The sequence below is a fragment of the Actinoplanes sp. GCM10030250 genome (assembly GCF_042666575.1).
Classification (GTDB): Bacteria; Actinomycetota; Actinomycetes; order Mycobacteriales; family Micromonosporaceae; genus Actinoplanes.
Genome location: NZ_JBHTDO010000003.1, coordinates 186,605 through 213,406, shown reverse-complemented (window position 1 = coordinate 213,406; position 26,802 = coordinate 186,605). Strand labels below are relative to the sequence as shown.

General features: G+C 68.3%; 19 protein-coding genes. 8 read left to right on the top strand and 11 right to left on the bottom strand.

The features are described from left to right. Positions 1 to 926, top strand: a 926-nt coding sequence (locus ACFQV6_RS06625; RefSeq protein ID WP_378026441.1) for an acyl-CoA dehydrogenase, incomplete at its 5' end; no start/stop codon positions are given. Between the two features lie 45 nt (positions 927 to 971). Here ACFQV6_RS06625 and ACFQV6_RS06620 read toward each other — a convergent pair. The 3 genes from ACFQV6_RS06620 to ACFQV6_RS06610 all read right to left on the bottom strand — a co-directional run bounded on the left by ACFQV6_RS06620 (position 972) and on the right by ACFQV6_RS06610 (position 4,322). Continuing rightward, on the bottom strand, positions 972 to 1,970 hold the full coding sequence (locus tag ACFQV6_RS06620) for a sigma-70 family RNA polymerase sigma factor (protein ID WP_378026440.1): 999 nt from the start codon (positions 1,968 to 1,970) through the stop codon (positions 972 to 974). Then, on the bottom strand, positions 1,967 to 3,232 hold the full coding sequence (locus tag ACFQV6_RS06615) for an NAD(P)/FAD-dependent oxidoreductase (protein WP_378026439.1): 1,266 nt from the start codon (positions 3,230 to 3,232) through the stop codon (positions 1,967 to 1,969). The genes ACFQV6_RS06620 and ACFQV6_RS06615 overlap by 4 nt, the downstream gene beginning before the upstream one ends. 91 nt (positions 3,233 to 3,323) lie before the next feature. After that, a complete protein-coding gene (locus tag ACFQV6_RS06610; protein WP_378026438.1) occupies positions 3,324 to 4,322 on the bottom strand; it encodes an oxaloacetate decarboxylase in 999 nt (332 codons plus the stop codon). Positions 4,323 to 4,569: 247 nt separating this feature from the next. Here ACFQV6_RS06610 and ACFQV6_RS06605 point away from each other — a divergent pair, with 247 nt between their 5' ends. Next, positions 4,570 to 8,100 (top strand): NACHT domain-containing protein, encoded by a 3,531-nt coding sequence (locus tag ACFQV6_RS06605; RefSeq protein ID WP_378026437.1) that lies wholly within the window; start codon positions 4,570 to 4,572, stop codon positions 8,098 to 8,100. On the opposite strand, the gene ACFQV6_RS06600 is transcribed toward ACFQV6_RS06605, so the two are convergent. Beyond that, entirely contained in the window at positions 8,068 to 8,862 is a 795-nt protein-coding gene (locus ACFQV6_RS06600; protein ID WP_378026436.1) for an SAM-dependent methyltransferase, read from the bottom strand. The genes ACFQV6_RS06605 and ACFQV6_RS06600 overlap by 33 nt on opposite strands. 107 nt (positions 8,863 to 8,969) lie before the next feature. On the opposite strand from ACFQV6_RS06600, the gene ACFQV6_RS06595 reads away from it, so the two are divergent. The 4 genes from ACFQV6_RS06595 (at position 8,970) to ACFQV6_RS06580 (ending at position 15,708) form a co-directional block, all read left to right on the top strand. Then, the gene (locus tag ACFQV6_RS06595; RefSeq protein WP_378026435.1) at positions 8,970 to 9,608 is read left to right on the top strand and encodes a DUF2461 domain-containing protein; all 639 of its coding nucleotides are present in this window, start codon (positions 8,970 to 8,972) and stop codon (positions 9,606 to 9,608) included. A gap of 270 nt (positions 9,609 to 9,878) precedes the next feature. Beyond that, the gene (locus ACFQV6_RS06590) at positions 9,879 to 12,005 is read left to right on the top strand and encodes a hypothetical protein (protein WP_378026434.1); all 2,127 of its coding nucleotides are present in this window, start codon (positions 9,879 to 9,881) and stop codon (positions 12,003 to 12,005) included. A gap of 90 nt (positions 12,006 to 12,095) precedes the next feature. Beyond that, positions 12,096 to 14,702 (top strand): M14 family zinc carboxypeptidase, encoded by a 2,607-nt coding sequence (locus tag ACFQV6_RS06585; protein ID WP_378026433.1) that lies wholly within the window; start codon positions 12,096 to 12,098, stop codon positions 14,700 to 14,702. A gap of 106 nt (positions 14,703 to 14,808) precedes the next feature. Then, positions 14,809 to 15,708 carry a serine hydrolase domain-containing protein gene (locus ACFQV6_RS06580; RefSeq protein WP_378026432.1) on the top strand — a complete coding sequence of 300 codons (900 nt, stop codon included), beginning with the start codon at positions 14,809 to 14,811 and terminating at the stop codon, positions 15,706 to 15,708. A 10-nt stretch (positions 15,709 to 15,718) separates the two neighbouring features. Here ACFQV6_RS06580 and ACFQV6_RS06575 read toward each other — a convergent pair whose 3' ends face one another. After that, the gene (locus ACFQV6_RS06575; RefSeq protein ID WP_378026431.1) at positions 15,719 to 17,803 is read right to left on the bottom strand and encodes an ABC transporter ATP-binding protein; all 2,085 of its coding nucleotides are present in this window, start codon (positions 17,801 to 17,803) and stop codon (positions 15,719 to 15,721) included. Further along, positions 17,800 to 19,761, bottom strand: coding sequence for an ABC transporter ATP-binding protein (locus ACFQV6_RS06570; protein ID WP_378026430.1), 1,962 nt, complete (start codon positions 19,759 to 19,761; stop codon positions 17,800 to 17,802). Before ACFQV6_RS06570 ends, ACFQV6_RS06575 begins: the two co-directional genes overlap by 4 nt. Before the next feature lie 428 nt (positions 19,762 to 20,189). Here ACFQV6_RS06570 and ACFQV6_RS06565 point away from each other — a divergent pair, with 428 nt between their 5' ends. Then, a complete protein-coding gene (locus ACFQV6_RS06565; protein ID WP_378026429.1) occupies positions 20,190 to 21,314 on the top strand; it encodes a lamin tail domain-containing protein in 1,125 nt (374 codons plus the stop codon). A 131-nt stretch (positions 21,315 to 21,445) separates the two neighbouring features. Here ACFQV6_RS06565 and ACFQV6_RS06560 read toward each other — a convergent pair whose 3' ends face one another. The 5 genes from ACFQV6_RS06560 to ACFQV6_RS06540 all read right to left on the bottom strand — a co-directional run bounded on the left by ACFQV6_RS06560 (position 21,446) and on the right by ACFQV6_RS06540 (position 26,233). Next, on the bottom strand, positions 21,446 to 22,321 hold the full coding sequence (locus tag ACFQV6_RS06560; protein ID WP_378026428.1) for a thymidine kinase: 876 nt from the start codon (positions 22,319 to 22,321) through the stop codon (positions 21,446 to 21,448). Between the two features lie 99 nt (positions 22,322 to 22,420). Continuing rightward, positions 22,421 to 23,908 carry an NAD(P)/FAD-dependent oxidoreductase gene (locus ACFQV6_RS06555; protein WP_378026427.1) on the bottom strand — a complete coding sequence of 496 codons (1,488 nt, stop codon included), beginning with the start codon at positions 23,906 to 23,908 and terminating at the stop codon, positions 22,421 to 22,423. A 197-nt stretch (positions 23,909 to 24,105) separates the two neighbouring features. Next, complete coding sequence (locus ACFQV6_RS06550; RefSeq protein WP_378026426.1) at positions 24,106 to 24,720, bottom strand: MarR family winged helix-turn-helix transcriptional regulator; 615 nt, start codon at positions 24,718 to 24,720, stop codon at positions 24,106 to 24,108. After that, positions 24,717 to 25,589 carry a serine aminopeptidase domain-containing protein gene (locus tag ACFQV6_RS06545; protein WP_378026425.1) on the bottom strand — a complete coding sequence of 291 codons (873 nt, stop codon included), beginning with the start codon at positions 25,587 to 25,589 and terminating at the stop codon, positions 24,717 to 24,719. Before ACFQV6_RS06545 ends, ACFQV6_RS06550 begins: the two co-directional genes overlap by 4 nt. Positions 25,590 to 25,762: 173 nt before the next feature. Further along, on the bottom strand, positions 25,763 to 26,233 hold the full coding sequence (locus tag ACFQV6_RS06540) for an NUDIX domain-containing protein (RefSeq protein ID WP_378026424.1): 471 nt from the start codon (positions 26,231 to 26,233) through the stop codon (positions 25,763 to 25,765). Positions 26,234 to 26,359: 126 nt separating this feature from the next. On the opposite strand from ACFQV6_RS06540, the gene ACFQV6_RS06535 reads away from it, so the two are divergent. Then, positions 26,360 to 26,725, top strand: a complete 366-nt coding sequence (locus ACFQV6_RS06535; RefSeq protein WP_378026423.1) for an Mth938-like domain-containing protein — start codon at positions 26,360 to 26,362, stop codon at positions 26,723 to 26,725. The last annotated feature ends 77 nt before the right edge of the window (positions 26,726 to 26,802 follow it).

Genomic DNA, 26,802 nt, shown 5'->3' with positions numbered 1-26,802 from the left:
CTGTTCAGGCCGATGCGCTACCAACTGACGAGCGCCGGCAGCGAGAGCTGGAGTCACGTGCCGCTGGGCTGAAGGCTGTGCAGACCTGGCACGCCACCCGCACCATCCAGATGTGCCGCGAGGCGTGCGGTGGCGCCGGATACCTCGCCGAGAACCGGCTGCCCGGGCTGAAGGCCGACACCGACGTGTTCACCACGTTCGAGGGTGACAACACGGTGCTGCTCCAGCTCGTCGCGAAGGGCCTGCTCACCGGCTATCGGGACGCGTTCGGCTCGCTCGACGGCTGGGGCCGGGCGACGTTCGTGGCCGAGCAGGTACGCGAGATGGTTCTCGAGCGCACCGCTGCCCGCTCGCTGATCCAGCGGCTGGTCAGCGCGGTACCGGGCCGGGACGAGGAGGTCGCGGTCACCGATCGGGGATGGCACCTGACGATGTTCGAGGACCGTGAGAAGCACCTCCTGGAAGGCGCGATCCGCCGGCTGCGCAACGGCGCGGCCACCAAGAAGGACCAGCCGTTCGACATCTTCAACGACGTACAGGACCACGTGCTGAAGACGTCGATGGCGCACATGGACCGGATCACCCTGGAAGCCTTCGTGGCGGGCATCGACCGGGCGTCGGACCCGGCGGCCCGGTCACTGCTGGCGAAGGTCTGCGACCTGTACGCGCTGACCGTCATCGAGGCCGACAAGGGCTGGTTCCTGGAGCACGGCAGGTTGACCCCAGCCCGATCGAAAGCGGTCACCGCCGTGATCAACGACCTGCTGCGGGAGCTGCGGCCCTCGATGCGGGCTCTCGTCGACGGGTTCGGCATCCCGGACGAGTGGCTGAACGCCGCCGTCCTGCGCGAGGAGCACGACCGCCAGGAGGCGATGGCCAAGGAGGACGACGCTGTGCTGAGTGAGGGCGCGCTGGCTGAGGGGTAGCAACTTTCTACGGCCGTACCGTGTTTCTACGGCCGTACCGTGTTTCTACGGCCGTACCGTGTCCGTCGGCAGGACGTGGATCGTGCCGGCGGACACGGAGCGCAGTTTCTCCGGGTTGGCCATATTGTGGAGCGCGACGATGCGGCCGTCCGGGCCGAGGTCCAGAGTGAGTGTGGCCAGCACCCGGCCCGCACCGTGGAAGATCAGGCCGGTCGTGCCGTTCAGCTCGGCGAGGCGCACGCTCATGTCCGCGGGTTCGACACCCTCGTACGCTCGGCTACCTACCCCGGCCAGCCACGCCGCGACCCGGTCGGCTCCGGTGACCGGGCGCATCGCCTGGCGTACCCGGCCCCCGCCGTCGGTCCAGAGTGTCACGTCCGGCGCCAGCAGCTCCATCAGCGCGTTGATGTCGCCGCCACCGGCGGCGGCGAAGAAACGCTCGGCGACCTCCCGGTGCCGGGCGCGGGTGGCCGGGAAACGCGGCCGCCCGTCCCGCACGTGCCCGCGCGCCCGATGCGCGGCCTGCCGCACCGTCTCCTCGGAGCGTTCCACCGCCTCGGCGATCTCCCGGTAGCTGAACCCGAACGCCTCCCGCAGCACGAACACCGCCCGTTCGAGCGGGCTCAGGCTTTCCAGCAGCATCAACAGCCCGGTCGACACGGAGTCCGCGACGACGGCATCATTCCCGGACGTGTCACTCCCGGACATATCGCTGCGCTCTGGCGGATGATCGCTGGTCAGCACGGGTTCGGGAAGCCAGGGGCCGATGTAGGTCTCGCGGCGGGCGCGAGCTGATCGCAATCGGTCCAGGGCCACGTTCGTCACGATCCGCACGAGGTAGGCCTTCGGTTCTGCGACCCGCGAATGATCCGTCGCAGACCCTTTCACCGCTGACCCTTTCACCGCAGACCCTTTCACCGCTGACCATTTCACCGCTGACCATTTCACCCACGTGTCCTGCACCGCGTCCTCGGCGTCGGCGGCACTGCCGAGGATGCGATAGGCAACCGAGAAGAGCAGATTTCGGTACGCCTCGAAGCTCACCGCGTGTACCCGCCGCCCCGGCGCCACGCGAACCTGCCGGTCACGGGCATCCGGAGGAGCCGCTGGAACGATGGCCACGGCGCTGCGCTCACCGTCTCCTTGTACCAGACCGCCACCCGCCCGGTCAGCGCGAACGGTTTCGCGCTCCCGTCCGGCCGGGTGAACTGCACCACCGCGTCCCGGCGCCCCAGGCTCACCGGCGTGTGCAGATGGCCGAACCGGAACCGCTCGGGCTCCCGGCCGGCGATTTTCCTGCCTTCGCGTTCTGTGCCCTCGCGTTCTGTGCCTGCGCGTTCGGTGCCTTCGCGTTCGGTGCCTTCGAGGTCCCGCATGATCGCGTTCGCTACGTGGACGCCTGTGGGCATGCCGCTTTGGCACGTCCCGTGCAGGACGCCGTATCCCTGGCGGATCGCGGCCGCGTCGCCGACCGCGTACACCTCGGGGTGCGAGACCGACCGCAGCGAACTGTCGGTGACGATTCGCCCCGTGTCGTCGGTCTCGAAGACTGTCGCGAGGCCCACTGCGAGCACGCCGCCGGTCCACAGAACGACGTCGGCCGCGACATTCGACGTGCCGTCCATCTCGACCGTGTTCGGCAGGACTTTGGTGATGGTGGCGCCGGCGATTACTCGTACCCCCAGCCTTGTCAGCGCCGCATCCAGATGGCGCCGCGCGCGTGCGCTCATCCCCGCGCCTGGCTCGCGGGCGCCGATGAGCGTCACCTTGAGGCGGGGATGGCGCTCGGCGATCTCGGCCGCGGCCTCGATGCCGGTCAGGCCCGCGCCACAGACGGCGACGGTCCCGCTGCCCAATTCCGCCAGGCGTCGTGCGAGCGCTTGTGCCGTGGCCGGGCTGTCGAGGGTGTACGCGTGATCCGAAACGCCCGGAACTGCCGACGTGTCAGCGGTCCCGCCCAGCGCGAAGACAAGCGTGTCGTATCCGATCTCCCGTTCGTTTCTGGTCTCCCGTTCGGTTCTGGTCTCCCGTTCGCTGTCGACGCGCACCGTTGTGGCCGCCGGATCGATCTCGGTCACCCAGCCGGTGATCAGGTCGATGCCGGTTCCCGCGAGCAGGTCCGGGATCCGCAGGTCGGCCGTGGTCTGCCCGGTCGCCGTCTGGTGCAGTCGGAGCCGCTCGGTGAACCGTTCGCTCGCGGTGACCACGGTGACCCGTACGCCGTCCCGCCCCCGCAGCAGGCCCGCCAGCGTCGTAGCGGTGGCGAGTCCCGCGTAGCCGGCTCCCAAGATCACGATCTGGTGCATCGGTGTTCCCCTCTCGCGCTCTCCCGTGCGTTCTGCCGGGACGTGCACGTGACGAGGTCGAGGCGCCGATCGTGAAGCGGGGTGACTCAGGTCACGTCTGCAGGTTGCCGGGCACGTAGCGTTCGTCCGGGTCCGCGGTCTTGCGCTGCCCGGTCAGCGTGGTGAACACGGCCCACGGCATACGGTCGACGGCTGCCGCGCTGCGAGATCGTGCGCTGCCCGAGTCTGCGCCTGCGCTGCTGGATTCTGTGCTGCTGAGCTCCGTGCTGCCGGAATCCGTGCTGCCGGAATCCGTGCTGCCGGAATCCGTGCTGCCGGATTCTGCGATGGCGCGGTAGGTGAGCGACGCCGCGCGGACGGCGGCGAGCAGGGCGGTGAGGGGGTGCAGGACGAGGCGGACGCCGACCCGGGCGAGGTCGGCGTCGGCGTGCGGCGGACGGGCACCCGCGGCCTCCGAGTGGCTGATCACGATGGGTACGCCGGGAAGCGCCCGATGCAGCGCGGCCAACTCGTCGAGCGACTCGACACCCTCCGGGTGGACGGCGTCGGCGCCCGCTCCGGCGTACGCCCGGCAGCGCCTCACCGTTTCGGCGAGACCGTTTTCTGCGTACGCATCGGTCCTCGCTATGAGCGCGAGGTGCGGCACCTGATCAGCCAGCGCGGAGATCGTCTCGGTGGCGAGCGCGACGCTCACCACCTCCTTGCCCACCGGTTCCCCCCAGCGTTTCGGGCCCACCCGATCGTCGAGGCACAGCCCGGAGACGCCGGCCCGCGCGTACGCGAGACCCGTCCACACCGCGTGCCCCGGCTCGCTGTAACCGATGTCCGCGTCGGCGAGCAGCGGGACGCCGTCCAGCGCCGGTACCAGCGTCGACGCACGGTCGGCGATCTGGGTGGCGTGGGCGTAACCGAGATCCGGCCGGCCGAGAGCGATCGCCGCCACCGCCGCGGCGGAGAGGTGAACGGCCTGGTGGCCGGCCCGCACCGCGAGCGAGGCCGTGATCGGGTCGTAGACGCCTGGCACGTGGGTGACCTGATCAGCGGCGAGCAGTGCCCGCAAGGCGGCGGCGGTGAAGGCAGCGGTGGTCATGAAGTGACTGCGGGCGTGAAAGCAGTGGCGGGCATGATTGAGTGTGCAGGGTGTTGCCGCCTCGGCGCTTGCGACGCGCGGGCCGGGGACGAAGACGCGTGTCACTGCCGCGCCCCTGAGCCACGGTGTGCGCCCGTCACCCGATCGGGCGAGACCGCCCATGGATGCGCCACCGGTGTCCGGCACGCGACACCACCCCGGACGTCCCCGATGGACAATCCGGCGACCCGCAAAGGAAGGACGTCGCGTGTACGGGCTCGCCCTCCGCCTCGCAGTCCTCGCAGCTCTCGCCGTCCCGGCGGGCTTCGCGCCCAGCCCTTCGCCCACCCCCGCGCCCAGCCCCTCGCCGGCGCTCTCACCCGGCCCGGTGGCCGAGACGGTGATGCGATCGCCGGAGGTTGTCGCCGCGATCATCGCCGGGTTGATCGCGCTCCTGCTCGCCGTCGTCGGCTGGGTCCAGTGGCGCAAGAGCCACAAGCTCCAGCGCCGGATCGACCGGGAACGGGCCGACTACGAGGACCAGCTCGCCCGCGAGCGAGCGGACTACGAGGATCAACTCGCGCGGGAACGGGCCAGAACGGACGTGGAGCGCGAGGCGGCCGCCGCGAAGAAAGCCGAGGCCGAGCGTGCCGAGGCCGCCCGCCGTCACCGGGCGCTCGCGGCGGACGACCGGGAACGTGCCGCCCTGGCGTACCAGGAATCGCTGGTGCGGGAGCTGAAGGCGCTGCGGGTCCTGGACATGGCGAAGTCCCTGGATCTCAACGCCCTCTACGTCCAGGTCAAGATCCGGGAGGGCGACTCGCGCCGGTACGTCCCGGACGAGGAGATCGAGCGGCTGGCGGTCGGTCACCCGGCCGCGCTGCTCACCGCGACCGCCGAACGTACAGTCGCCAAGCACACCGACGCGGTACGGCCGGAGGACGCGCTGGTCCAGTACCAGCACGTCGCCGTCCTCGGCGATCCGGGTGCGGGCAAGACGACGATGCTCAAGCACCTCGCGTTCCGGATGTGCCGCGACGAGATCACCGGGCTCACCGCCCTGCCGATCTTCGTCGAGCTGCGCCGGTTCATCGACAGTGGGCTCGACGACATCCTGGAGTTCGCGGCCCTCGACTGTGAGCACCGCTACGGCTTCGCCGACGCACGGGAATACCTGGAGGAGCGGCTCCGGGACGGCACTGCGGCGCTGCTCTTCGACGGCCTCGACGAGGTGCTCGGCGGATCGGACGCGGAGCAGGCGTTCGACGCCTACCGGCGGGCCGCCGCCGAGATCGAGCGGCTCTGCGCGCGGTACCCGAAGGCGCCGATCGTGGTGACCTGCCGGCGTGCCGGCTTCAACGGTGGTCTGGACCGTTTCCAGGTCCTGGAGGTGCTCGACTTCACCTGGGAGCAGAGCCGGCGCTTCCTGAGCAACTGGTTCGACGGCCGCGAGAAGGCCCTGCGTGACCTGGTGAACTCGCTCAACCGCAACGTACGGATGAAGACCCTGGCGGCGAACCCGCTCATCCTGTCGCTGATCGCGATCGTCTACGAGAAGGATCTGGAACTGCCGGAACGCCGGGCGGAACTCTACAACCGGTGTGTCGAGGTGCTGCTGAAGGAGTGGGACTCGAAGCGGGGAATCCGGCGTTACTCCCAGTTCACCACCGACCGTAAGCGGGACCTGCTGGAGGAACTGGCCTGGCACTTCCACGTGAAGGGCCAGCGGTATTTCCCGGAGCGGGAGATCCTGGAGATGATCCGCGAGTTCCTCCCGACCATCGGCCTGGAGGAGGCGGACCCGGCCGAGGTCCTGCTGGAGATCGCGGCGAACTACGGGCTGCTGAAGGAACAGGCCCACGGCTGGTACGGCTTCTGGCACCTGACGATCCAGGAGTACTTCGCCGCGGTCTGGGCGAACGAGCACTTCGCCGAATGCGGTGACCTGCTGCTCCGGCATCGGCACGACCCGTGGTGGGAGGAGGTGATCCTGCTGCTCGCGGGGCGTACATCGGACGCCACGAACCTGCTGCTGGGTATCGCCGGTGTCAGCGGTCGTCCGGCCACGCTCCCCAGCCCGCTGGTGGCGGCCGACGACGTGATGCACCGCGACCTGATCCTGATGGGCGATTGCCTGCTCGCGGCGCCACGGATCAGGCTGGCCGGACTGCGCGCCCACATCGTCGAGGCGCTCTGGTCGGCGCTGAAGGCCGCCGGCCACACCTACACGGTGGTGCAGTGCACCCGCATTCTGGCCGCGTCGGGCGACCCCCAGCAGCTGGACCGCCTGCGCGCGGTGGTCGTGGGGGATGTGGCGCTCACCCACCCGCAGGCCCGGCTGATCGTCGGCGGCTCGATGAGCGAGTACGGCGACGAGGCCTACGTGACCCGGGTGATCAGCGGTGTGCTCGACGGTGTGCTCGACAGTGTGGACGCCGTCCGCCTCGGTTGCGGCATGATCGACGCCGCTCACGACCGCGGCTTCAGCGGCGCCCGCGACCTGGTGGTGAAGGCACTGGACGTCCTGTTCGCCGGCGGGACAGTCCGGTTGCAGGGCACCGGTCACCACAGCCGGACGCTGCTGTTCATGCTGAACGACATGGACGGCCGCCTGGCGCTCCACTACGTCAGGAAACTGGTCGCGATCCTCGTCGAGAACATCCACGGCCGGGAACTGGCCGACACGGTTTCTTCGTACTATGCCGCGAGCGCGTGTGCGCACATCGCGACGGTGCACGAGGAGCGGGCGCTCTTCGCCGATTTCGTGGTGCTGGCCAGGAACGGCTACGCCCGGATGAGAGGGTCCGACTTCGTGCGCGGGCTGCTCACCCTCTGCCCGCCCGGTGAGGAGGCGGCAGCCGTCAAAGCCATCAGCGTGGGCTACGTGAAGATCGAGAACGACGCCGAGCTGAACTTGGCTCCGCTGTGGACGGAACGGGTGCAGGCCGAGGTCCTGCGGCAGTTCGCCGTGTCCCGCCGGCGCCGTCTTCCCTGGGTGCTCTACGACCTGCTCGAGGCCGGCCCCACCCGTCCGGACCTGATCCGTGCGTGCCTCGAACAGTCACCGGAGGCCCGGGCCGAGCTGCTGATGCTGCTGGCTCGTTCCGGGGATCTCCGCGCCGCCGACGACGTGCGGGACTCCTTCCGGCGGGACCTGGCGGCGCCGGGCGTCAACCTGGACCTGGCGATCCGGCGTGCCCGGGTGCTGACCCACCTGGGTCTCAGCGAGTTCGTCCTGGCCCAGGTCGCCAAGCTGATCACCCGGGCGAACCCGGCGAACAACTTCGACATCCTCCACCGCGATATCGTACGATTCGAGCGTTTTGTGGAACTCGCTCCGGACGCGTTGCTGGACGTGATCGCCGAGGAGGTCTGGACCGCCTTCACCAGGTTCCCGCCGGCGGTGGGAAACGACCGGCTCGTCGACCTGTTCGGTGCCGCGGAGGCCGTGATCTGCCGAACCACCGCCCGGCGGATGATGCGGATGGACTTTCCCGAGGTGGCCCTGCGCTACCCCGAGCCGACGGTGCTCACGTTCTTCCGGCGGCTCGCGGATTTCGTGGATCCGGAGAACATCACCGACTTCGTCGACCTGTGGCGCAGATTCGACCTCCAGGCCTATCCCCGCGCTGACGAGCTGCTGTCGTCCGCGCTGCTGCGCGCCAACTACCGCCTTTACGCCGACGGCCGGCTGGTACCGGCTGTCGAGGGCGGCGGCCGGGAGAATCACTCAAGCCTTGCGGGTGACCCGAAGCCGGTCATCGATCTAAAGCTTGCGGGCGACCGCGCCGAACAATGAGGCCTCGACCGGGGTGGGGCGTTCCTCAGCGGCCGGGTCCGGGCGCCACTGGCTGATCGCGGTGATGCCCGGGTCGACCAGGTCGAGGCCCTCGAAGAACTGCTCGAACTCGGCGCGGCCGCGGGGGTGGACGTCGGACCGGCCGGTGCGCAGGGACTCGTCCCAGTTCGCCTTCAGCGCGGGCGTGAGGAAGTCGGTTGTCGCGCTGGTCATGACCAGGTGGCTGCCCGAGGGCAGGGCGTCGACCAGGGCACGCACCGCCGAGCGGGCCTCGTCCTGCGACGGCATGAAGTGGACGACCGCCACCAGGATGAGGCCGACCGGCTGGGACAGGTCGAGGATCTCCAGCGAGTCCAGGATGCGCTGCGGTTCGCGCAGGTCCTCCTCGAGGTAGCGGGTCTCGCCCTCCGGGGTGCTGGTGAGCAGCGCCCGGGCGTGGGCCATCACCATCGGGTCGTGATCGACGTAGACGATGCGGCTCTCCGGGGCGATCCGCTGCGCGACCTCGTGGGTGTTGTCGGCGGTGGGCAGGCCCGTGCCGACGTCGAGGAACTGCCGCAGCCCCGCCTCACGGGCGAGGTAACCCACGGCGCGCTGCAGGAAGGCGCGATTGGCGCGGGCGGCGATGCGAGCTGCCGGGTACGACTTGGCGAGCAGATCTCCCGACTCCCGGTCGGCCGCGAAGTTGTCCTTGCCGCCCAGCCAGTAGTTGTAGCGCCGGGCCGGGTGCGCCACACCGGTGTCGAGCCTGTCGATCGTCACGGGCCGATCCTAATAGGGGAGTTAACCTGCGTGGGGGGTGAATCTGGTGGGGGTGATCCTGGTGGGAAAGCTGGCCGCGCTCGTGCCGATGAACCAGACTCTGAGGGGTGACGTTCCGAGGCTGGGCCAGCGAAGCCCTCGAGTTCTACGACGGGCTCAGCGCCGACAACTCAAAGACCTTCTGGACAGATCACCTGCACGTGTACGAGACACAGGTCCGCGAACCGATGCGGGAGCTGCTCTCCGCGCTGGAGCCGGAGTTCGGGCCGGGCAAGATCTTCCGGCCGTACCGTGACGTCCGGTTCAGCAACGACAAGACGCCCTACAAGACCCACCTCGGGGCGTGGCTGGAGTCCGGCGGCTACATCCAGCTCTCCGCCGACGGTCTGGCGGCCGGCTGCGGGATGTACCAGTTCGCCCCCGACCAGCTCGAACGCTACCGTCGCGCGGTCGCCGCCGACCGCACCGGATCCGAGCTGACCGCCCTGATCGAAGTCATCGAGAAGGCCCGGATCGACGTGCACGGCCACGGCAGCCTGAAGACGGCACCCCGCGGCTATCCCAAGGACCACCCGCGCCTCGAACTGCTCCGCCACAAGGGACTCACCACCTGGAAGGAGTGGCCCCCGGCGGCCTGGATGGGCACCGCGGCCGTCAAGACCCGCATCGTCGACTTCCTGCGGGCGAGCCGCCCCCTGCGCGAATGGCTGAATGACAACGTGGGGCCGTCGTCAGCTTCCCGCTGACGCTCGCCGAGTCGGGTCATCTGGACGAGACACGATGGACCGATGACGAGTTGTTCGAGAGGGGTATCGATCGGGTGATCGGTGCCGGTGAATAAGTCGCATCTTGGACTTGGGTCGGGCGGGGGTCGTGACGCTGGTGAATTCTGCATGCCTGAGGGGTGGCTTCGGCATGTGAAGGGTTGATCGGTGAGCGCCGCGAGTGGTGGGGATGGTCGGCCGGCTCCTGCGCGGGGGTTGGCTGGGCTGCAGGGGCTGGCTGGGCTGCGGGAGTTGGAAAGGCTGCGGGAGGACGCGGAGGGTTGCCTGCGGCGGCTGGGTGTGCCGGCGTTCGCCGGGCGGGGGATCGTCTGGCGGCACGGCCGGATCATTCCGCTGCTGTGGATGATCGCGTTCGAGATCGGTGCGGTCACCTACGCCGCGGATCCGCGTGATGCGCTGCTGATCGGGGCGCCGGTGGTGGCACTCGTGGCCTTCGCGACCCGTGGTGTGTCGGCCAGTGCCCTCGGCATCGGGGACCGCCGGTACCGGTGGTGGCTGCTGGCCCTTCTCGTCGTGCCGGTCGTCGTGGTGCACGTGGTGCACGTGTTCGTGCCGTGGGGGCAGGACGCCGACGCTCCCGTCTGGTATCTGCCCAACCTCTGGAGCGACGCCGCCGTGCTACTGGTGGCTCTCTACGCCGCCGCGATCCTGTTGCTGCCGCAGGCGCACCGGGCATCGCGCTGGGGTGACGTCCGCATCTGGGTGCTGTTCGTGGCGCTGCTCGCGGCCGTTGAGGTGACGCTGTTCGCCGGGCCGCTCCCGTTCGGCCCGAACTCGGCGGACACCCACTCCTCGTTCTACGCGTTCCTGGTGGCGAGCGCCTTTCTGGCGGTGGTTCTCACCCTTCCCCGCCTGCGGCCGACGGAACGCTCCCACCTTCCCCCGGGCCCGTACGTGCCGACGGTTCCGACGGCCGTCCTGCTCGTGGTCTTCGGCGCGGTGAACGCCCTGTTCGTCTATGACTTGTTCGTCGCCTGGCTGGAGTACATCGTGATCGCGGCGGTGGAGTTCCTGGTAGCGGCTGTGGCTCTGTGGGTCGTCGCTCGCAAGCTCGGGTTTCCCCGCCGGTCGGCGTCCGAGCCCGATCCGGTGCCCGTACCCGACCTGGTGCCCGTACCCGACCTGGTGCCCGTACCCGACCTGGTGCCTGAGCCCGATCAGGTGTCGTCCGCTTCCGGTGTCAGGTTTCCGCGGCAGATCGATGAGCCGAGTCTTCGCTACTGGCTTCCGTTCTTCCTGCTCGCCTATCCGTTGGTGGATTACCTCTACTTCAACGGGGAGGAGCACGCACTGACCGTGTTCGGGCGGACCTACACCGGACTGACACTGGCCGGGATGCTCGTTGCCTTCAACGCCGCCTACCTGCTGCTGATCTGGGTGCTCGCGGCCTTCGGGGTGGACCACATCTTCTTCTGGGCGGCCAAGGAGCTGTGGCAGAAGAAGGCGGACGCCGGCCGGCAGATGGCGGAGGGGGCTCCGCTGCTCCTGATCTTCGCGCTCTTCTTCGCTCTCACCGCGGAGACCTGGCAGGTGATGAACCGGCTCGTGCCGGCGGCGTTGTGGACTCTTTTCGCGCTCCTGGCGACGCTCATCATGGCCCTGGTGCTCGGCTGGTCGATCAACCTGCTGCTGCGGGAGCGCCGGTTCCTCACCTGGGCGTACGTCGCCCACGGCCTCACCGCACATGAGAAGAACGCAGCCGACGAAAAGCTGATCGTCAAGGAGTTGCGGCCGTGGTTGCTGCGGCATCTTCCGGAGGGCTCGCCCGACGTACGTATGCGCCCGATGGCCTGGATGAACGCCCTGCTCGTCCTCGTGGTCTACCAGCTCTTCATCTTCGGTGCGGTGGGGCTCGGGCTGATGGTGACGTTCCTGGCCCTCGTGTGGCTCGCCGTGCCGCCCGAAGTGGCCGCGGTCTGGATCTTCGGCGACGGTAGCGAGGACCGGGCCGATGAGTTCGAGCGGCTCTCGCTCGACGGGTTCGGGCGGCTGTTCCAGCTCGACTGGACGATGCTCAAGAGTCCCTGGCTGCAGGTTTCGATGTTCCTGACCCTGTTCGCCGTGCTTTATTTCGCTGCCCAGTCGCTGGCGACGGTCCAGAGCCGGAAGCAGTATTTCGCCGGCATCGATATCGCGATGCGGCGGCGGTTCGCGCTGCGGCTCTGCTACCAAGCCCTCTGCGACAGCCGGGCCGACCAGAGCCGGGCCGACCAGAGCCGGGCCGACCAGAGCCGGGCCGACCAGAGCCGGGCCGACCAGAGCCGGGCCGACCAAAGTCGGGCCGACCAAAGTCGCGTAGACCGGGACGGGGATGACCTGAGCAGTGAATCATCAGGTAGCGCAGACCGGGCGCAATGACCTGATCAGTATGGCGAATGGGCCGCATAGACGGTTGCGTATTCGTTGGGGTCCGGAGAGGGTTCGAGGGGATCTCAACGGAGGTGCTTTGTGGACTTGTCACGAACGCTGGCCGGGCTTGGCACGGCGCTGCTGGCCACCGCTCTGCTGACCGGACCCGCTCATGCCGCGCCGAACCATGCCGCGCCCGCCGGTTCCGGCCCGGCCGCCACGCCCTCGACCAGGGACTTCGGCAACGGCGCTGAGCGCAACGACATCGCCGCCGTCGCATCCGGCACGGCGGCGCTGTACTCGGCAAAGGCCGGGGCTCAGGGCACGGGTCTGGGCACGGATCAGGCTGGGAGCGGCTGGAAGCCCCGGCACAAGGGCTACCCGCGGCAGACGGCACTGCCTGTCTACCCCGTGAACCCTGAGGATCGGAGCATCAAGCTCGGGCTTGTCCCGTACCACGAAATCGCCCCGAAACTGAACGCGCTGCAGAAGGTCTCGAACCGGGTGTCCGCGGAGGTTGTGGGCAAGTCGGCCGGTGGCCGCGACCTCTACCTGGTGACGGTGACCGCGCCGGAATCGGCCGCCGAGGCGGCCCGCCAGGACCGCTGGCGCGGCCTCATCGAGGACGACCCGCGCGCTGCCAAGCGTGACCGGGCGCTGAAGAGCGGCTACAAGACGCCGGTTTGGATCAACGCGAACATCCACGGCAACGAGTGGGAGGGCACCGACGGCGCGCTGCGGGTGATCGAACGGCTCGCCACCGCCACGGACGCCGCCACGAAGAGTTTCCTGGGGCGCAGCCGCGTCTACGTGACCGTCACCAACAACCCGGACGGGCGGATCGCCGGGACCCGGGCCAACGGCGCCGGTTTCGACATCAACCGTGACCACGCGACGAGCTCGCAGCCGGAGTCGCGGGCGGTGCGCGACGTGGTGATCGGAACCCAGCCGTTCGTGATGCTCGACGAGCACGGTTACACCGGGACGACGCTGATCGAGCCGGCCACGCCGCCGCACGGGCAGAACTACGAGTACGACCTCTACATCAAGCATGCCCTGCCGAACGCCGAGGGCATGGAAGCGGCGATCCAGAAGCTGGGGTACGCCGAGACGACCCGCGCGGACATTCCGTTCCGGGACTACGCGCCCGGCGACTGGGACGACTGGCCGCCGATCTTCACCCCGATGTACGCCATCTACCAGGGCGCGATCGGTCACACCGTGGAGATCCCGCTGCAGGTCAACAACGCCGCCTACACCAGCCTGCCCGTCGAGGAACTGCGGCGCCGCTCGGCTGTCAACACCGACGTCGCCGCCGCGACGATCGAGGCCGCGCTGACGTACGCCGACACGAACCGCACCGGACTGCTCGCCGGCCAGATCGAGCAGTTCCGCCGCGGCTGGGCCGGTGAACCGTCGCCGACCATCCCGGACGGCTTCGTGCCCGGCTTCGGCCCCGAGGACCGTTACTCGACGGAGTTCCCCCGGGCGTACGTCATCCCGCAGGGAACGCCCGCCGCCGCCCGCCTGGTCAACCACCTCGTCGCCCACGACATCCGGGTCACCCGGGCGCGGCACTCGTTCGCCCTGAACGGCCGTCGCTACGCCGCCGGCACGTATCTCGTCGACATGCACCAGCCGAAACGCGGTCTCGCCAACGTGCTCCTCGAGGCCGGCCGGGACATCTCCGACCTCGTACCCCAGATGTATGACATCTCCGGCTGGAGCCATCGCCTGCTCTGGGGCGCGCCTGTCGACATCAGCCGCACGGCCGCGCCGCGCGTCGCGTCCTCTCCGGTGACCAGGGCCGCGCCCACCGGGTCCGTCGAGGCTCCGCGCGGCCGGGATTTGAGCCTGACGCTTCGCGACGGCAACGATGTTCGGGCGGTGAACGAGCTGCTCAACCTGGGTGTGAAGGTGCGGCAGACCGGCGCTTCCACCGTTGTGGTCCCGGCCGAGGCGCGCGGTGAGGCCGCGTCTGTGGCCAAAACCTTGGGGGTACGGTTCACCGCCGCGCGCGGGCCGGAAGGCGCCCCGATCTCCCCGCCGGTGATCGCCGGTGCTGTCGCGGCGGATGAATTGTTCGCCCTGCAGGAGATGGGGTTCCCGGTTCGCACGGTGTCGACGGCTTCTCTGAACGCCGGGAGTGTTGATCTGTCGGGTGTGGACACTCTGATCGTCTCGTCGGGGCTATCCTATGCCGCGCTCAATCCCGCGGCCCGCGCGGTGGTTGACGGGTTCCTTGCGCGGGGTGGCGGGGTTGTTACCCGGGGGGCCACCGGGGCGGCGTTCAATGCGGCGGCGCGGGTGCTGCCGGCTACGGCTGTGGCGGGTCGTGGTGATGCCAATGGTGTCGTGACGGTTTCCAACGAAGGTTCTGTAGTCGGTGCCGGGTCGCTGCCTAACTCGTTCGTGTACTCGCCGCTGTGGTTTGTCGGGTCGGGGTTTGTCGGGCCGGGGTTTGTCGGGCCGGGGTTTACGGTCGAGCAGCGGTATGGTGCGGATCCGCTGGTGGCGGGGCATTGGCTGCCGACTGAGGCGGGGATCAACGGGCCGGAGCAGGCGGCGGGTCAGGCCGCGGTGATCTCGGGGGCCACGGCCGGGGGTGGCCGGGCGGTGCTGTTCGGTACCGAGCCGCTGTTCCGGGCCCATCCGAAGGGGCTGTACGCCCAGTTCGCCCGAGCCCTGTTCTGGTCCGCGTCGTAGCAGTTGGTTCTTAGGCTGGGATCGAGTGGTGGCCGCGCGGCTCGTCGGCCACCACTCGACTTCGGCTGTCATGGGTTGACTCACAGCCTGTGTATCGTTTTCGCGCATGGCTGATGACCTTCTTACTGAATTTGTTCGCGCGGACCGGGAACGGGAGCTCGGTACGTACGGCATTCACGTGTACCGGGAGGGGTCTCCGCCTGTTGAGCATCGGTTCCGGTCGGATGATCGGGTGAACCTCTACTCGGTGGCGAAGACGTTCACGTCGGTGGCGGCGGGGATGGCTGAGGCTGAGGGGCGCCTCAGCCTTGACGATCGGCTTCTCGATCACTTGCCGGACCTTCGTGCGATCGCTGCGGACGGGTTCGAGGCGGTGACGTTGCGGCAGCTGATCACGATGACCAGCGGGACCGGCCATCGGTGGTTCGCCAACGAGCGGATCGAGGCGGCTGATCTGCTGCGGGAGATCGTCGCGGCGCCGCTTGTGGCCGCGCCGGGGACGCGGTTCGCCTACACCGGATCCGGGCCGTACGCGGTGGGGCGTGTCATCGCCCGTTTGACGGGGGCGGATCTGCGGGCGTATCTGGTGCCGCGGCTCTTCGTGCCGCTCGACCTGCACAATCCGGCCTGGCATACGTGTCCGCTGGGGTATTCGTTCGCGGAGAGCGACCTGTTCCTGCGTACCGGGGAACTGGCGCGGTTCGCACGGTTGCTGCTCCAGGACGGGGCGTGGGAGGGGCGGCAGCTTGTGCCCGAGGGCTATGTGCGGCGGATGGTGGAAGAGCGGGTGGACAGTTCGGCGATGAGCCGTGTGCAGTCCAAGTACGGGTACGGGCTGGGCGTCTGGCTCGACCGGGACGGGACGTATCGCATGGACGGGGCCTATGGGCAGTACGCGGTGATCGATCCGGCGCGGCGTGTCGCGGTTACGGTGACTGCTCATTCTGAGCGGGACGAGGAACTGCTTGAGGCGGTCCATGAGCTGGTGCTGGCGAAGCTGTCCTGATAGGGGGCCGTCAGGTGGCTTTGTGGGACTCCCAGGTGGCGTACATGGTGGCGTAGCGGCCGCCGGCAGCGATCAGCTCGTCGTGGGAGCCGGATTCGACTATGCCGCTGCCTGAGTCGCCGCTGCGTGAGTTGGCTGGGTCTGAGTGGGCTGGGTCTGAGTTGGCTGGGTCTGAGTTGGCTGGGTCTGCGGGGGCTGTTTTGTCGATCAGGATTATGCGGTCGGCTCGGCGGGCTGTGGACAGGCGGTGGGCTACGAGGATGGCGGTGCGGCCCTGGAGGAGGCGCTGGATAGCGGCTTCTACGCGGAGTTCGGAGCGCAGGTCCAGGCTGGAGGTCGCTTCGTCGAGGACGACCACGCGGGGCTGGGCGACGAAGACGCGGGCCAGGGCGATCAGCTGGCGTTCGCCGGAGGAGACCGACTGGCCGCGCTCGTGCAGGACGGTGTCGAGGCCGTCGGGGAAGCGGTCGACCAGGTCGCGGAGGCCTACGGCGTCGACGGCGGCCTGCACCTCGGCGTCCGTGGCTGCGTTGTCGGGGGCGGCGTTGTTGGGCGCTTCGCTGGTGGTCGCGGGGCGGGCGAAGGCTATGTTGTCGCGCAGGGTGCCGGCGAACAGGAACGGCTCCTGTGGGACTACGCCGATCTGGCGGTGCAGGGAGTCCAGGGTGACGTCGCGCAGGTCGTGGCCGTCGATCAGGATGCTGCCGCGGTCGGGGTCGTAGAGGCGGGCTACCAGTTTCGCGAGGGTCGACTTGCCGGCGCCTGTCGGGCCGACGCACGCGATGGTCTCGCCGGGGGAGATGCTCAGGGTGACATCGGTCAGAATGGGGCGCTGTGGGTCGTACCCGAATGTGACTTTCCGAAGCTCGATGCCCCCACTGGCCGGCGGCAAGGCGATCGCCCCGGATTTCTCCTGGACCGCGGGGGTGGTTCGCAGCAGGCCGCGTAGCTTGCCGAGCGCCGCGCGGGCCTGCTGGTAGTTGGTGTAGAGCTGGACCAGCTGCTGGACCGGCTGGAAGAACGCGTTCAGGTAGAGGACGAACGCGGTCAGCTCACCGATCGTGAGCGTGCCCTCGAGTACCATCCGGCCGCCGATCAGCAGCAGAGCGGCGAGTCCGAGCAGGCCGATCACCGAGGTGCCGGGACCGTAGATGGCGTTGATCTTCCCGGTGTGATCGTTCGCGTCGCGGTAGCCGCCGACGACCTCGCGGTGCTCGGCCACGTTGCGGTCCTGCTGGTTGTGCGCGGCGATGACGCGTACGCCGTACAGGCTCTCGGAGAGGTGCGAGAAGAGCGCGGCGATGGTGTCCCGCTGCCGGTTGTAGCCCACGTCGGCCGCCCGCCGGAACCAGAGCGTGAGCAGCAGCAACGGCGGAATGACGAGCAGCAGAGTGATCGCGGCGAGGCCTGCGCTGTAGTGCACCAGTACGGCGGTGACCACGACCATGGTGATGCCGTGGATGAGGAACTGGGCGAAACCCTCCTGGAGCAGGTGTTGCAGCGCCTCGACGTCGGAGGTCATCCGGGTCATGGTGACGCCGGCCTTCTCGTCGGTGTAGAAACTCAGGCTCAGTCGCTGGAGGTGCGAGAAGACGCGGACGCGGAGGTCGCGTGTCGCGTACGCGGCCAGCCGCCCACTCTGCCGGATCCGCACACCGGAGGCGAGCGCGGTGAGCCCGACCGAGACGAGAAACGCTACTGCCGCCGTGACCAGGACGGTCACGTCGCGCGCCATGATGCCGTGGTCGATGCCGATCTGGACCAGGAGCGGGCCGGATTGCAGGAGCAGGGCCTCGATGAGTACGGCGATCGCGGCGGTGATGAGGAGCCGGGGGCGGCCGGAGAGGAGCGACCAGAGGGTCAGCTGGGATCTGTCGGGTTGCTGGGTGAAAGTTTCGGTGGGGGCGGGGTGTGGTGGTTCCTGGGATTGGAGCGCTGTCACGCCGGCGGCGAGTTCGGGTGGGATGCCGGCGAAGGGGGCGCTGCCTCCGGTGCGGCGGTCGCGGCCGCCGGCTCCGGTGCCGCCCATGCCGCCGATCGGGCCGGAGCCGGGGCCGCCACCGGGGCCGCCGAAACCGCCGCCGAACATGCTCATGCGCGTGCCTCCGCGGCGGTTTCGATTGGTTCTGTTTCGGCTGGTTCTGTCTCGGCTGGCTCTGTTTCGGCTGGCTCTGTTTCGGCTGGCTCTGTTTCGGCTGGCTCCAGTTCCGTTGCTGCCAGCACTCTCGCGTAGCGTGGTTCGGTTTTGAGCAGGTCCGCGTGGGTGCCGTCCGCGGCTACTCGGCCGGCGTCGATCAGGACTACGCGGTCGGCGAGGCCGATGGTGGCCAGGCGGTGGGCGACCATGATCGTGGTTCGGCCCTTCATCAGGCCGCGTAGTGCCTCGTGGATCTCGTGTTCGACGCGGACGTCCACTGCGCTGGTGGCGTCGTCGAGGATCAGTACGGGCGGGTTGACCAGCAGGGCACGGGCGATCGCCACTCGTTGCCGCTGGCCGCCGGAGAGGGTGTATCCGCGTTCGCCGACCACAGTGTCGTACCCCTGGGGTAGAACTTGGATGAAGTCGTGAGCGCCCGCCGCGATGGCCGCGGTGATCACTTGGTCGCGGGTTGCCGCCGGGCGGCCGAAGGCGATGTTGTCGTGGAGGGAGACGGAGAAGAGGAAGGGTTCGTCGGGGACTATGCCGATGCGGTCGCGCAGTGTCTCGAGGGGGTAATCGCGCACGTCGGTGCTGTCGAGTAGGACCTGTCCGCTGCCGGTGTCGTAGAAGCGTGCGGCCAGGCGGGCGATGGTGGATTTGCCGCTGCCGGTGGCGCCTACCAGGGCTACCGTTTCTCCCGAGCGGATGTGCAGGTCCAGGCCGTTGAGGGCGAGCGTGCCATCGGGGTACGCGAAACGCACTCCGTTGAAGCGCAGGTCGCCGTTTGGCTCGGGGACGCTGTGCGTTTTTGAAGGGCTGTGCGTTTCTGAAGGGCTGTGCGTTTGCGCAGGGCTGTGTAGTTTCTCAACGGCTGGCTTGGCTGGGTCGATGATTTCCGCTGGGGTGTCCAGGATGTCGTAGATGCGCTGGGCTGAGGCTGCTGCTCGCTGGCCCATCATGATGATCATGCCGAGCATGCGGAACGGGGGCTGGAGCATCAGCACGTAGGAGTTGAACGCCACGATGGTGCCGACGGTCGCCGAGCTGTCGAAGAACATGCTCTCGTCGAGGACCATGAGGCCGCCCAATAGCAGGACGAGCGCGAGACCGAGCCGGGGCAGGTTGTCCATCACCGGCATCCAGCGGCTGCGGATCCGGGCGTCGGTGGTGTAGGCCCAGCGCACCTCGTCGGCCGCTCTCGCCAGCGTGTTCACCTGCTGCTGTTCGGCCGCGAACGCCTTGACGATCCGGACGCCCTGGATGTTCTCGTCGACCACTGTGGCCACTCCGGCGAGACGGGACTGGATGAGCCAGGAGACCGGGAAGATCGCCTTGCGCATGCGTACGCCCAGGACCGCGATCACCGGCATGGTCAGCATCGCCACCACGGCCAGCGGCGCGTTGATCGACAGCATCAGCGCGAACGCGATTGCGGCGATCGTGCACTGCACCAGGATCGACGGGCCGAACGCCAGGTACATCTGCACGGCGCGGATGTCGCTCGTCGCCCGCGAGATCAGCTCGCCGGATTGGACGCGGTCGTAGAAGCCGTACGACATGCGCATCAGGTGGGCGAAGACGATGTTGCGGAGGTCGTACTCCATCTCGTACGCCGTACGCAGCAGGTAGAGCCGGGCCAGGAAGTTGATGACGCCTTGTACCAGGGCGAAGAGGGCGATCAACCACACGTACCTCATCAGGTCTTCGGTTTGGTCCACCAGCGCCCGGTCGATGGCGACGCGGATCAGGTCGGGGATCTGCACCTGCACGATCAGCCCGATGAAGCTCAGCGTGAGCGAGGTGATCAGCAGGGCGCGGTGAGCGCGGACGATCGGCCAGGCGCGCCGTAGCCAGCTCTTCGACGGATCCTGGTGGATGCCGGCTTTGGGGGCGCGGCGCGGGGTCGAGATCAACCGGTACTCCTGACCTGTGCTGCGTGACCTGTGCTGCGTGACCTGTGCTGTGTGACCTGTGCTGCGTGACCTGTGCTGCGTGGGCGGTGATTAGCTTAGCTAACGATTTAGGGGTGACGTAGCCCCCGCCATTGCGGCGCAATCCATCTCCGGGGTGCTTCGCCTAGCTTTTGCTCACATCGGGCCTGCTCGGTGCCGATGGAGGCGGCATGCTCCGCCGAATCGCGACTCTTGCGGCAACTGCCACTCTGGCCCTGGCGGGCCTCGCCGTGCCGGCTCAGGCTGGAACAAGTCAGGCTGGAACAAGTCAGGCTGGAACAAGTCAGGCTGGAACAAGTCAGGCCGGAACAAGTCAGGCCGGGACAGTTGCTTGTAGTGCTGCGGCGGGTAGCCCGCGTTGCCAGAGCTGGACCGGCAAGGTGTCGTGGGTGGCGGACGGCGACACGCTTCGGGTGGATCTGGCCGGTGACGGGACCACCGAGCTCACATCCATTCGGCTCGTCGGGATTCAGGCCATGGAGCAGTCCAAGTACTCGCCGAAACCGGCGAACAGGCGCGGTGACTGTCACGCTCTGGCGGCTACGGCCCGGGTTGAGCAGTTGGTCAAGGCGGGCGGAGGCACCGTACGGCTGACCTCCCTGCGCGCCTCCAGCAAGAGTGGTGACCGGCCGCTCCGGTCCGCGGCCGTGAAAATCAACGGGAAGTGGCAGGACATCGGGCTCGACCTGGTCCGACGGGGTCACGCCCTGTGGCTGCCGTTCGCCGGTGAATGGGCGTGGGACGAGGCGTACCGGCTCGCCGCCCAGCAGGCCGCGAGCGAGCGCCGGGGGCTGTACGACACCGACACCTGCGGAGCCGGCCCCGCCCAGAACGCCGGCCTCACCATGTGGGTCAACTCCGACCCGGACGGCGTGGACGAGCAGAACCTCAACGGTGAGTGGTTCCGGATCGGCAACCCGTCAGCGTCCGCCGTCTCCATCGCCGGCTGGTGGGTACGCGACTCGGGGCTGCGGCGGTACACGTTCCCGGCCGGGACCGTGGTGCCCGCGGGCGGCTCCGCCTACGTGCACGTAGGCAAGGGCCGTGACACCGCCACTCACAAGTACTGGGGCCTGACCGCGCCGATCTTCACGAACACCGACCCGGCTGCCCACAGCTACGGTGACGGCGGCTACCTGTTCGATCCGCAGGGCGATCTGCGTGCCTGGATGATCTACCCGTGCCTCGTGGGCTGCGACAGCCCGCTGAAAGGGGAGGTGGTCAACGGCAAGGTCGTGAAAGCCAAGGTCGCGTTGAACGTCCAGTACCGGGGTCCGGAGAAGGTCGAGATCGTCAACACGAGCTCGGAAGCCGTGGACCTGTATGGGCATGTTGTGGTGAGCAAGCCCTACTCGTACCCCATCACCTCGACGACCGTGCTGGCGCCCGGGCAATCGCTGGAGGTGCCGCTGGGGTCCGGTCGTGTCCTGGACGACGCGGGCGACAGCGTTGCCCTGCAGACTGCCGACCAGTGGACCGTCACGTGTGTCGCGTGGGGTAGCGGTCGCTGTTAGGGCTCTCGCTTGGTCAGGCCGGGTCGCGCTTGGTCAGGCCGGGTCGCACTTGGTCAGGCCGGGTCGCACTAGTTCAGGCCGGGTCGCGCTTGTTCAGCTCAGCTGCCTGCCCCGGCTGGGTTGCTCGTTCTTCAGGCTGAGCCCGGGTTGCCCTCGCGCCAGTGGCGGCGGCAGAGCACGCGGTACGTGACCTCGGCGGCGCCTGATGCGGCATCTGAGGCGGCGCCTGAGACGGCATCTGAAGCAGCGTCTGAGATGTCGCCGACGGCGACCTGGGCGCCGAACCGTGCCACCCGGCCGTCCTCTATCCGTGCGTTCTGCCGTCCGGGCCGGCCGCACCAGCAGGTCACTTCCACCTGGAGCGAGATCGTGTGGTCGGCGAGTTCGAACAGCCGCCGCGAACCCGGGAAGAGCTGCGAACGGAAGTCCGTAGCGATGGCGTAACAGTCCACGTCGACGCAAAGTTCGTCGACGGCCCACGCGAGCTGCTCGACCTGCTCCACGTTGAGGAACTGCGCCTCGTCGACGATCACGAACCCGCCGGCCGGCACCTCCGCGGAGATCAGCGTCACGAGGTCGGTGGTGTTGATCACCTCGATGGCGTCAGCCATCACGCCCAGCCGCGACGACAACACGCCGCTGCCCGCCCGATCCATGCTGGTCAACAGGACGCCCGGACGTCCCGCCTGGCGCCGGTTGTACGCGTTCTGCAGCGCAAGTGTCGACTTACCGGCCCCCATGCTGCCGTGGAAGAGCGTCAGCTCGTGAAACACCGGAGCCATCGTCCGTGCCCGCGGGATGACGGGTGTCGCCGCTACATGCGGGCTGCCCGCTGAGTAGCTGCCCTCCTGCTGATTGCCCGCCTGCTGATTGCCCTCCTGCTGATTGCCCGCCTGCTGATTGCCTGCCAGCTGATTGTTCGCCTGCTGATTGCCCGCCTGCTTGCCTGCTGACTGGTTCTCTGCTGACAGCTCGCCTATGGGCGACGGGGTGGTGACCGGTAGCAAAGCGAGCCTTTCTCAGGACTGCGGCGGGCCGGTACACGCTACCCGGCCCGGACACAGCACTACGCGTGCCATGTCCGGGCCGGTACGGGCGGGCCCTGATCAGCGCACGGGTGTCGCGTCCGCGGCGCCGGTCGGGTCGTTCTCTGCGCTGTTAGTCCCGGTGCTGTTAGTCCCGGTGCTGTTAGTCCCGGTGCTGTTGGTGCCGGTGCTGTGGGTGCCGGTGCTGTTGGTCTTCGCGGTGGTGCTGGTCGTCTCCGCTGCGGCTCGGCGGAACGGGTCCCCGTATGCGCGAATCGCCTGCCGGGCGAACGCCTGCTGCTGGGTCGCCACCCGCTCAGACCGGCCCCTGCCTAGGAAGCTGACCGCCCAGTGCAGTACCGCCGTAACCCGGTTCTTGAACCCGACCAGGTAGAACAGGTGCACCGCGACCCACACCACCCAGGCGGAGAACCCGGACAGGTGCACCTTGCCGATGCTCGCCACCGCCGAGAACCGGGAGATCGTCGCCAGGCTGCCCTTGTCGAAGTACTTGAACGGCTGCCCGGTCGGCTTACCGGCGAGCCGGCGCTTGATCTGGTCTGCGGCGTGCCGCCCGCTCTGGATGGCCACCTGCGCCACCCCGGGCAGCGGCCGGCCGTCCTCGTCCGCCAGGTTCATCATGTCGCCGAGCACGAAAATCTCCGGGTGGCCCGGCACCGTGGTGTCCTTCTCGACGTGCATCCGGCCTGCCCGGTCAGTCTTCGCGCCGGTGACCTCCGCCAGCTTCGTCGCCAGCGGGGGAGCGGCGACACCGGCCGCCCACACCTTCGTCATCGACGGGATGTGCTCGCGGCCCTCCGGCGACTCGACCTCGATACCGGCCGCCTCGACGCCCACCACCTTGGTGTTCACCTTGACCTCGACGCCGATCTTCTCGAGCTGCTTTTGCGCCCGCGAGGACAGGCGGTCGCCGAACGTGTTCAGCACCGCGCCGACCGCATCGACCAGGATGATGCGCGCCTTGTGCGGATCGATGCGGCGGTACTGGCCGGGCAGCGTACGGTGAGCCAGCTCCGCGATCTGACCGGCCATCTCCGTACCGGTCGGGCCGGCGCCCACCACCACGAAGGTGAGCCAGCGGTCCACGGCCTCCGGATCCGTCTGCAGATCCGCCACCTCGAACGCACCGAAGATCCGGGCGCGCAACTCCAGGGCGTCGTCAATGCTCTTCATGCCCGGCGCGTGCTCGGCGAACTCGTCGTTGCCGAAGTACGACTGTGACGCACCCGCCGCAACGATCAGAGTGTCGTACTCCACCGTGTAGTCGATGCCCGGCCCGGCCACCGACACCCGTTTCGCCTCGACGTCGACGTCCTGCACCCAGCCCAGCCGGACATCCACGTTCTTCTGCCGCTTGAGAACCTCCCGGATGGGCGGCGCGATCTCGCCCTCGGACAGGATGCCGGTGGCGACCTGATAGAGCAGCGGCTGGAACAGGTGGTAGGCCGTCCCGTTGATCAGGGTGATGTCGACCTCCGCCCGGCGTAGAGCCTTGATGGCGAAGAGGCCTCCAAAACCCGCCCCGACGACGACCACACGATGACGCATGTTCCACTCCTCCGTTCCGGGCACCCACAACCACACTGGTATGCCCAGCGCCCGAAGGGAAGAACACTCGGTGGAGTGTGGGCAATCAGGCTCGAAACCAATCAGTCTCGAATCCGGTCAGTCTCGAATCCGGTCAGTCTGGAGCCCGGTCAGTCTGGAGCCCGGTCAGTCTGGAGCCCGGTCAGTCTCGAATCCGGTCAGGCCTTGATCTCGATCGTCGCCGCTTGCTCCAGCCAGCGCCCGACCGTTCGCAACTCGTCGGGTGTGAAGCCGGCGGTCAGGTGGGCGTTGAGGTCGCGGACCACAGTGCGCGCCGAGCCGACTGCCTCGCGCCCGAGGGATGTCAGCGTCAAGCGGACTGCTCGGGCGTCCACCGGATCCGGCGACTTGGCGACGAAGCCGCCTTTCTCCAGGCGAGTGATCAGCCCACTCATTCCCGAGGGCGACGCACACAAAGCCGCCGTCACGTCTCCCACCAGGGCGTTGTCGTTCAGCGCCAGATGAAACAGGACACCCGCGCCGGCCGCGCCGATCCCGGAATCCCCGGCGCGGGCGTCGATCCATCGACGAATCCAACGCTCCGCATTCATCAACCCGAACACCAGCCGCTGTTCCGGCCGTTTCTCCGCGCTGGTCTCCGACGGCCTGCGCGGCTCTTCGTGCGTCTGTCCGTCCGGGTGGGGACCCGACCCCGGGGGTTGCTGCCGACCTTCGGCCCTGTTGAGTTCGGCCCTGTTGAGTTCGGCCCTGTTGATTTCGGCCCTGTTGAGTTCGGCCCGGTTCGGTTCCAGGCCGTCGTGGGGCGCGGTCATCGCGGTGCGCTCTGAGCGTGTTTGCTCAGCCAGGTGACCACTTCAGGCCAGAGCGTTTCCTGTACGCCTCGCCGCAGGAAACCGTGATGTCCGATCCGCGCGACGCCTCCATCCGCGGGCGAATAGGTACGCCGTTCCACGTTCGCCGCGGTGAGGTGGCTGGTCAGAAAGTCGACCTGTTCCGGGGTGGCCCACGGGTCGTCGGTGAACCCGATCGCGAGAACCGGCTGGGTGACCGTGGCCGCCCGCTCACGCGCCCGCATCGCCGGGTCGTCGAAGAAGTACCGCGGGAGGCGCGCCCACCCGCCCCACTGCCTCATGGCTGCCGCCGGGATGTCTTCGCCCAGTCCCAGGCGGCGCGCCGGCACGTAACCGAGGACCGCCCCGAGCGCCGGACCGAGGACGTGCAGCAGGAGCCGAACCCGAAACCGCTCGACCGGGTCCGGTACGGCCCGCGCCGTTCCCGCGTGTGACGCCAGCAAAGCGAATGCGGTCAGCCCAGCGGTGCCATTACCCAGCGACAGCGCGTGCCCGCCGAGACTGTGACCGATCGCCAGGCGCGGCAGTCCTGGGAACCGTTCGGCCGCCCACGCAGCGGCGGCCGGGACGTCGCCCTCCATCCAATCCCGCATTCCTAGATGCCGATGGACCCGCGGCGACCCGGAACCACCCGTACCCCTGTAGTCATAAGTGACCGCCGCGATTCCGTTACCCGCGAGGAAGGCGGCAAATCCAGCGTAGAACCGCTCGGGCGTCGCCGTCGCCGGGTGGATGACGAGCGTCGCGTGCGCGTTGTCCGCGGGTTCCCACAGCGTCCCGCTGATGACGCCGCCCCCGTCGACAGGCACCTGGATCTTGCTATTTCGCATGCGAACTAAGTTAGCACCGCGTGGCGCCGTCTGGGGTGGGGCATGTTTGAGGCGCGCTGTTTGGAGCGGTGCTGTCTGGAGCGGCTCAGCTCAAGACCGCGCAGCTCAAGACCGCGCAGCTCAAGACCGCGCAGCTCAGAGCCCGCCCCAGTTTGAAGCCGTCGGGCGCCGCCTCAGCGCGCGAACCAGGGTTCCGGCTCACCAGCCAGCGCCAGCTCCAGGCAGCGTGCTTGATGCGCCGGTAGCGGTGGCGCCATAGCCGGGTCGAACCAGCCCACCTCCACCGACTCGTCGTCGTTGACGCGAGCCTCCCCGGCCACATGACGACAGAGCAGCCCGATGTTCAGGATGTACAACTGGTCGCCGTTAGGCAGTTGAGACAGCCCCAGCGACTCCACCGCGAGCAGTCGTTCCACCGTCACCTTCACGCCGGTCTCCTCGGCAACTTCGCGCACCGCACCGACGGCCGGTTGTTCACCGGGCTCCAGACAACCGGTGACGAGCGTCCACCTGCCGTTGTCCGCGCTCCGCACGAGCAGCACTCGGCCCTGCTCGTCGAACACCACGGCGGCTATCCCGGAGATCGGCAGCGAGTCGTGACCGATCTTCGCGCGAAGTTTGACAATAAACTCGGGTACTGGCATCCCAACAGCCTAAAAGCCCGAGACCGATCGAAAACGCACGGCACATCCCGAGTGCGCGCAACAACTCGAGACTCAGCGAAATTCGAAGCTTGCGCAGCATCTCAATACCGCGAGGAGATCGGCAGAGTGGAAACATCCCCGAAGATCGAAGCGGTCACGTGGGGTTCCATGGAGGTCCAAGGACTCCCTGCCGGCAAAGACTTCAAGCTGTACCCAGGTGGCGGCCGGCAGTGGGATTGGAACGAAACCGGCACCCGCCACGAGCCCGGCATCCAACCCGCCGACGTGGCGGAGCTACTCGACAAAGGCGCCACTACGATCGTCCTGTCCCGCGGCATGGAGAGCCGACTTCACGTCGACCCAGCCACCCTCGAACTGCTCCGCGAACGAGGCGTCGCCGTCCACGAGGCGGAAACCACCGAGGCCGTGCGCCTCTACAACAAACTCGCCGAGTCCGAACCAGTCGGCGGCCTGTTCCACTCCACCTGCTGAACGCCCAACTCCTGAGCGCCCAACTCCTGAGCGCCCAATATTCCTGCACGTCCATTGCCCTGCACGTCCATTGCCCT

What these genes read in the sequence shown, in the direction of transcription:
- ACFQV6_RS06615 (WP_378026439.1), bottom strand. Translation starts at nt 3,232, where the DNA reads ATGCACCAGATCGTGATCTTGGGAGCCGGCTACGCGGGACTCGCCACC.
- ACFQV6_RS06610 (WP_378026438.1), bottom strand. Translation starts at nt 4,322, where the DNA reads ATGACCACCGCTGCCTTCACCGCCGCCGCCTTGCGGGCACTGCTCGCC.
- ACFQV6_RS06580 (WP_378026432.1), top strand. Translation starts at nt 14,809, where the DNA reads ATGGCTGATGACCTTCTTACTGAATTTGTTCGCGCGGACCGGGAACGG.
- ACFQV6_RS06575 (WP_378026431.1), bottom strand. Translation starts at nt 17,803, where the DNA reads ATGAGCATGTTCGGCGGCGGTTTCGGCGGCCCCGGTGGCGGCCCCGGC.
- ACFQV6_RS06555 (WP_378026427.1), bottom strand. Translation starts at nt 23,908, where the DNA reads ATGCGTCATCGTGTGGTCGTCGTCGGGGCGGGTTTTGGAGGCCTCTTC.
- ACFQV6_RS06550 (WP_378026426.1), bottom strand. Translation starts at nt 24,720, where the DNA reads ATGACCGCGCCCCACGACGGCCTGGAACCGAACCGGGCCGAACTCAAC.
- ACFQV6_RS06545 (WP_378026425.1), bottom strand. Translation starts at nt 25,589, where the DNA reads ATGCGAAATAGCAAGATCCAGGTGCCTGTCGACGGGGGCGGCGTCATC.
- ACFQV6_RS06540 (WP_378026424.1), bottom strand. Translation starts at nt 26,233, where the DNA reads ATGCCAGTACCCGAGTTTATTGTCAAACTTCGCGCGAAGATCGGTCAC.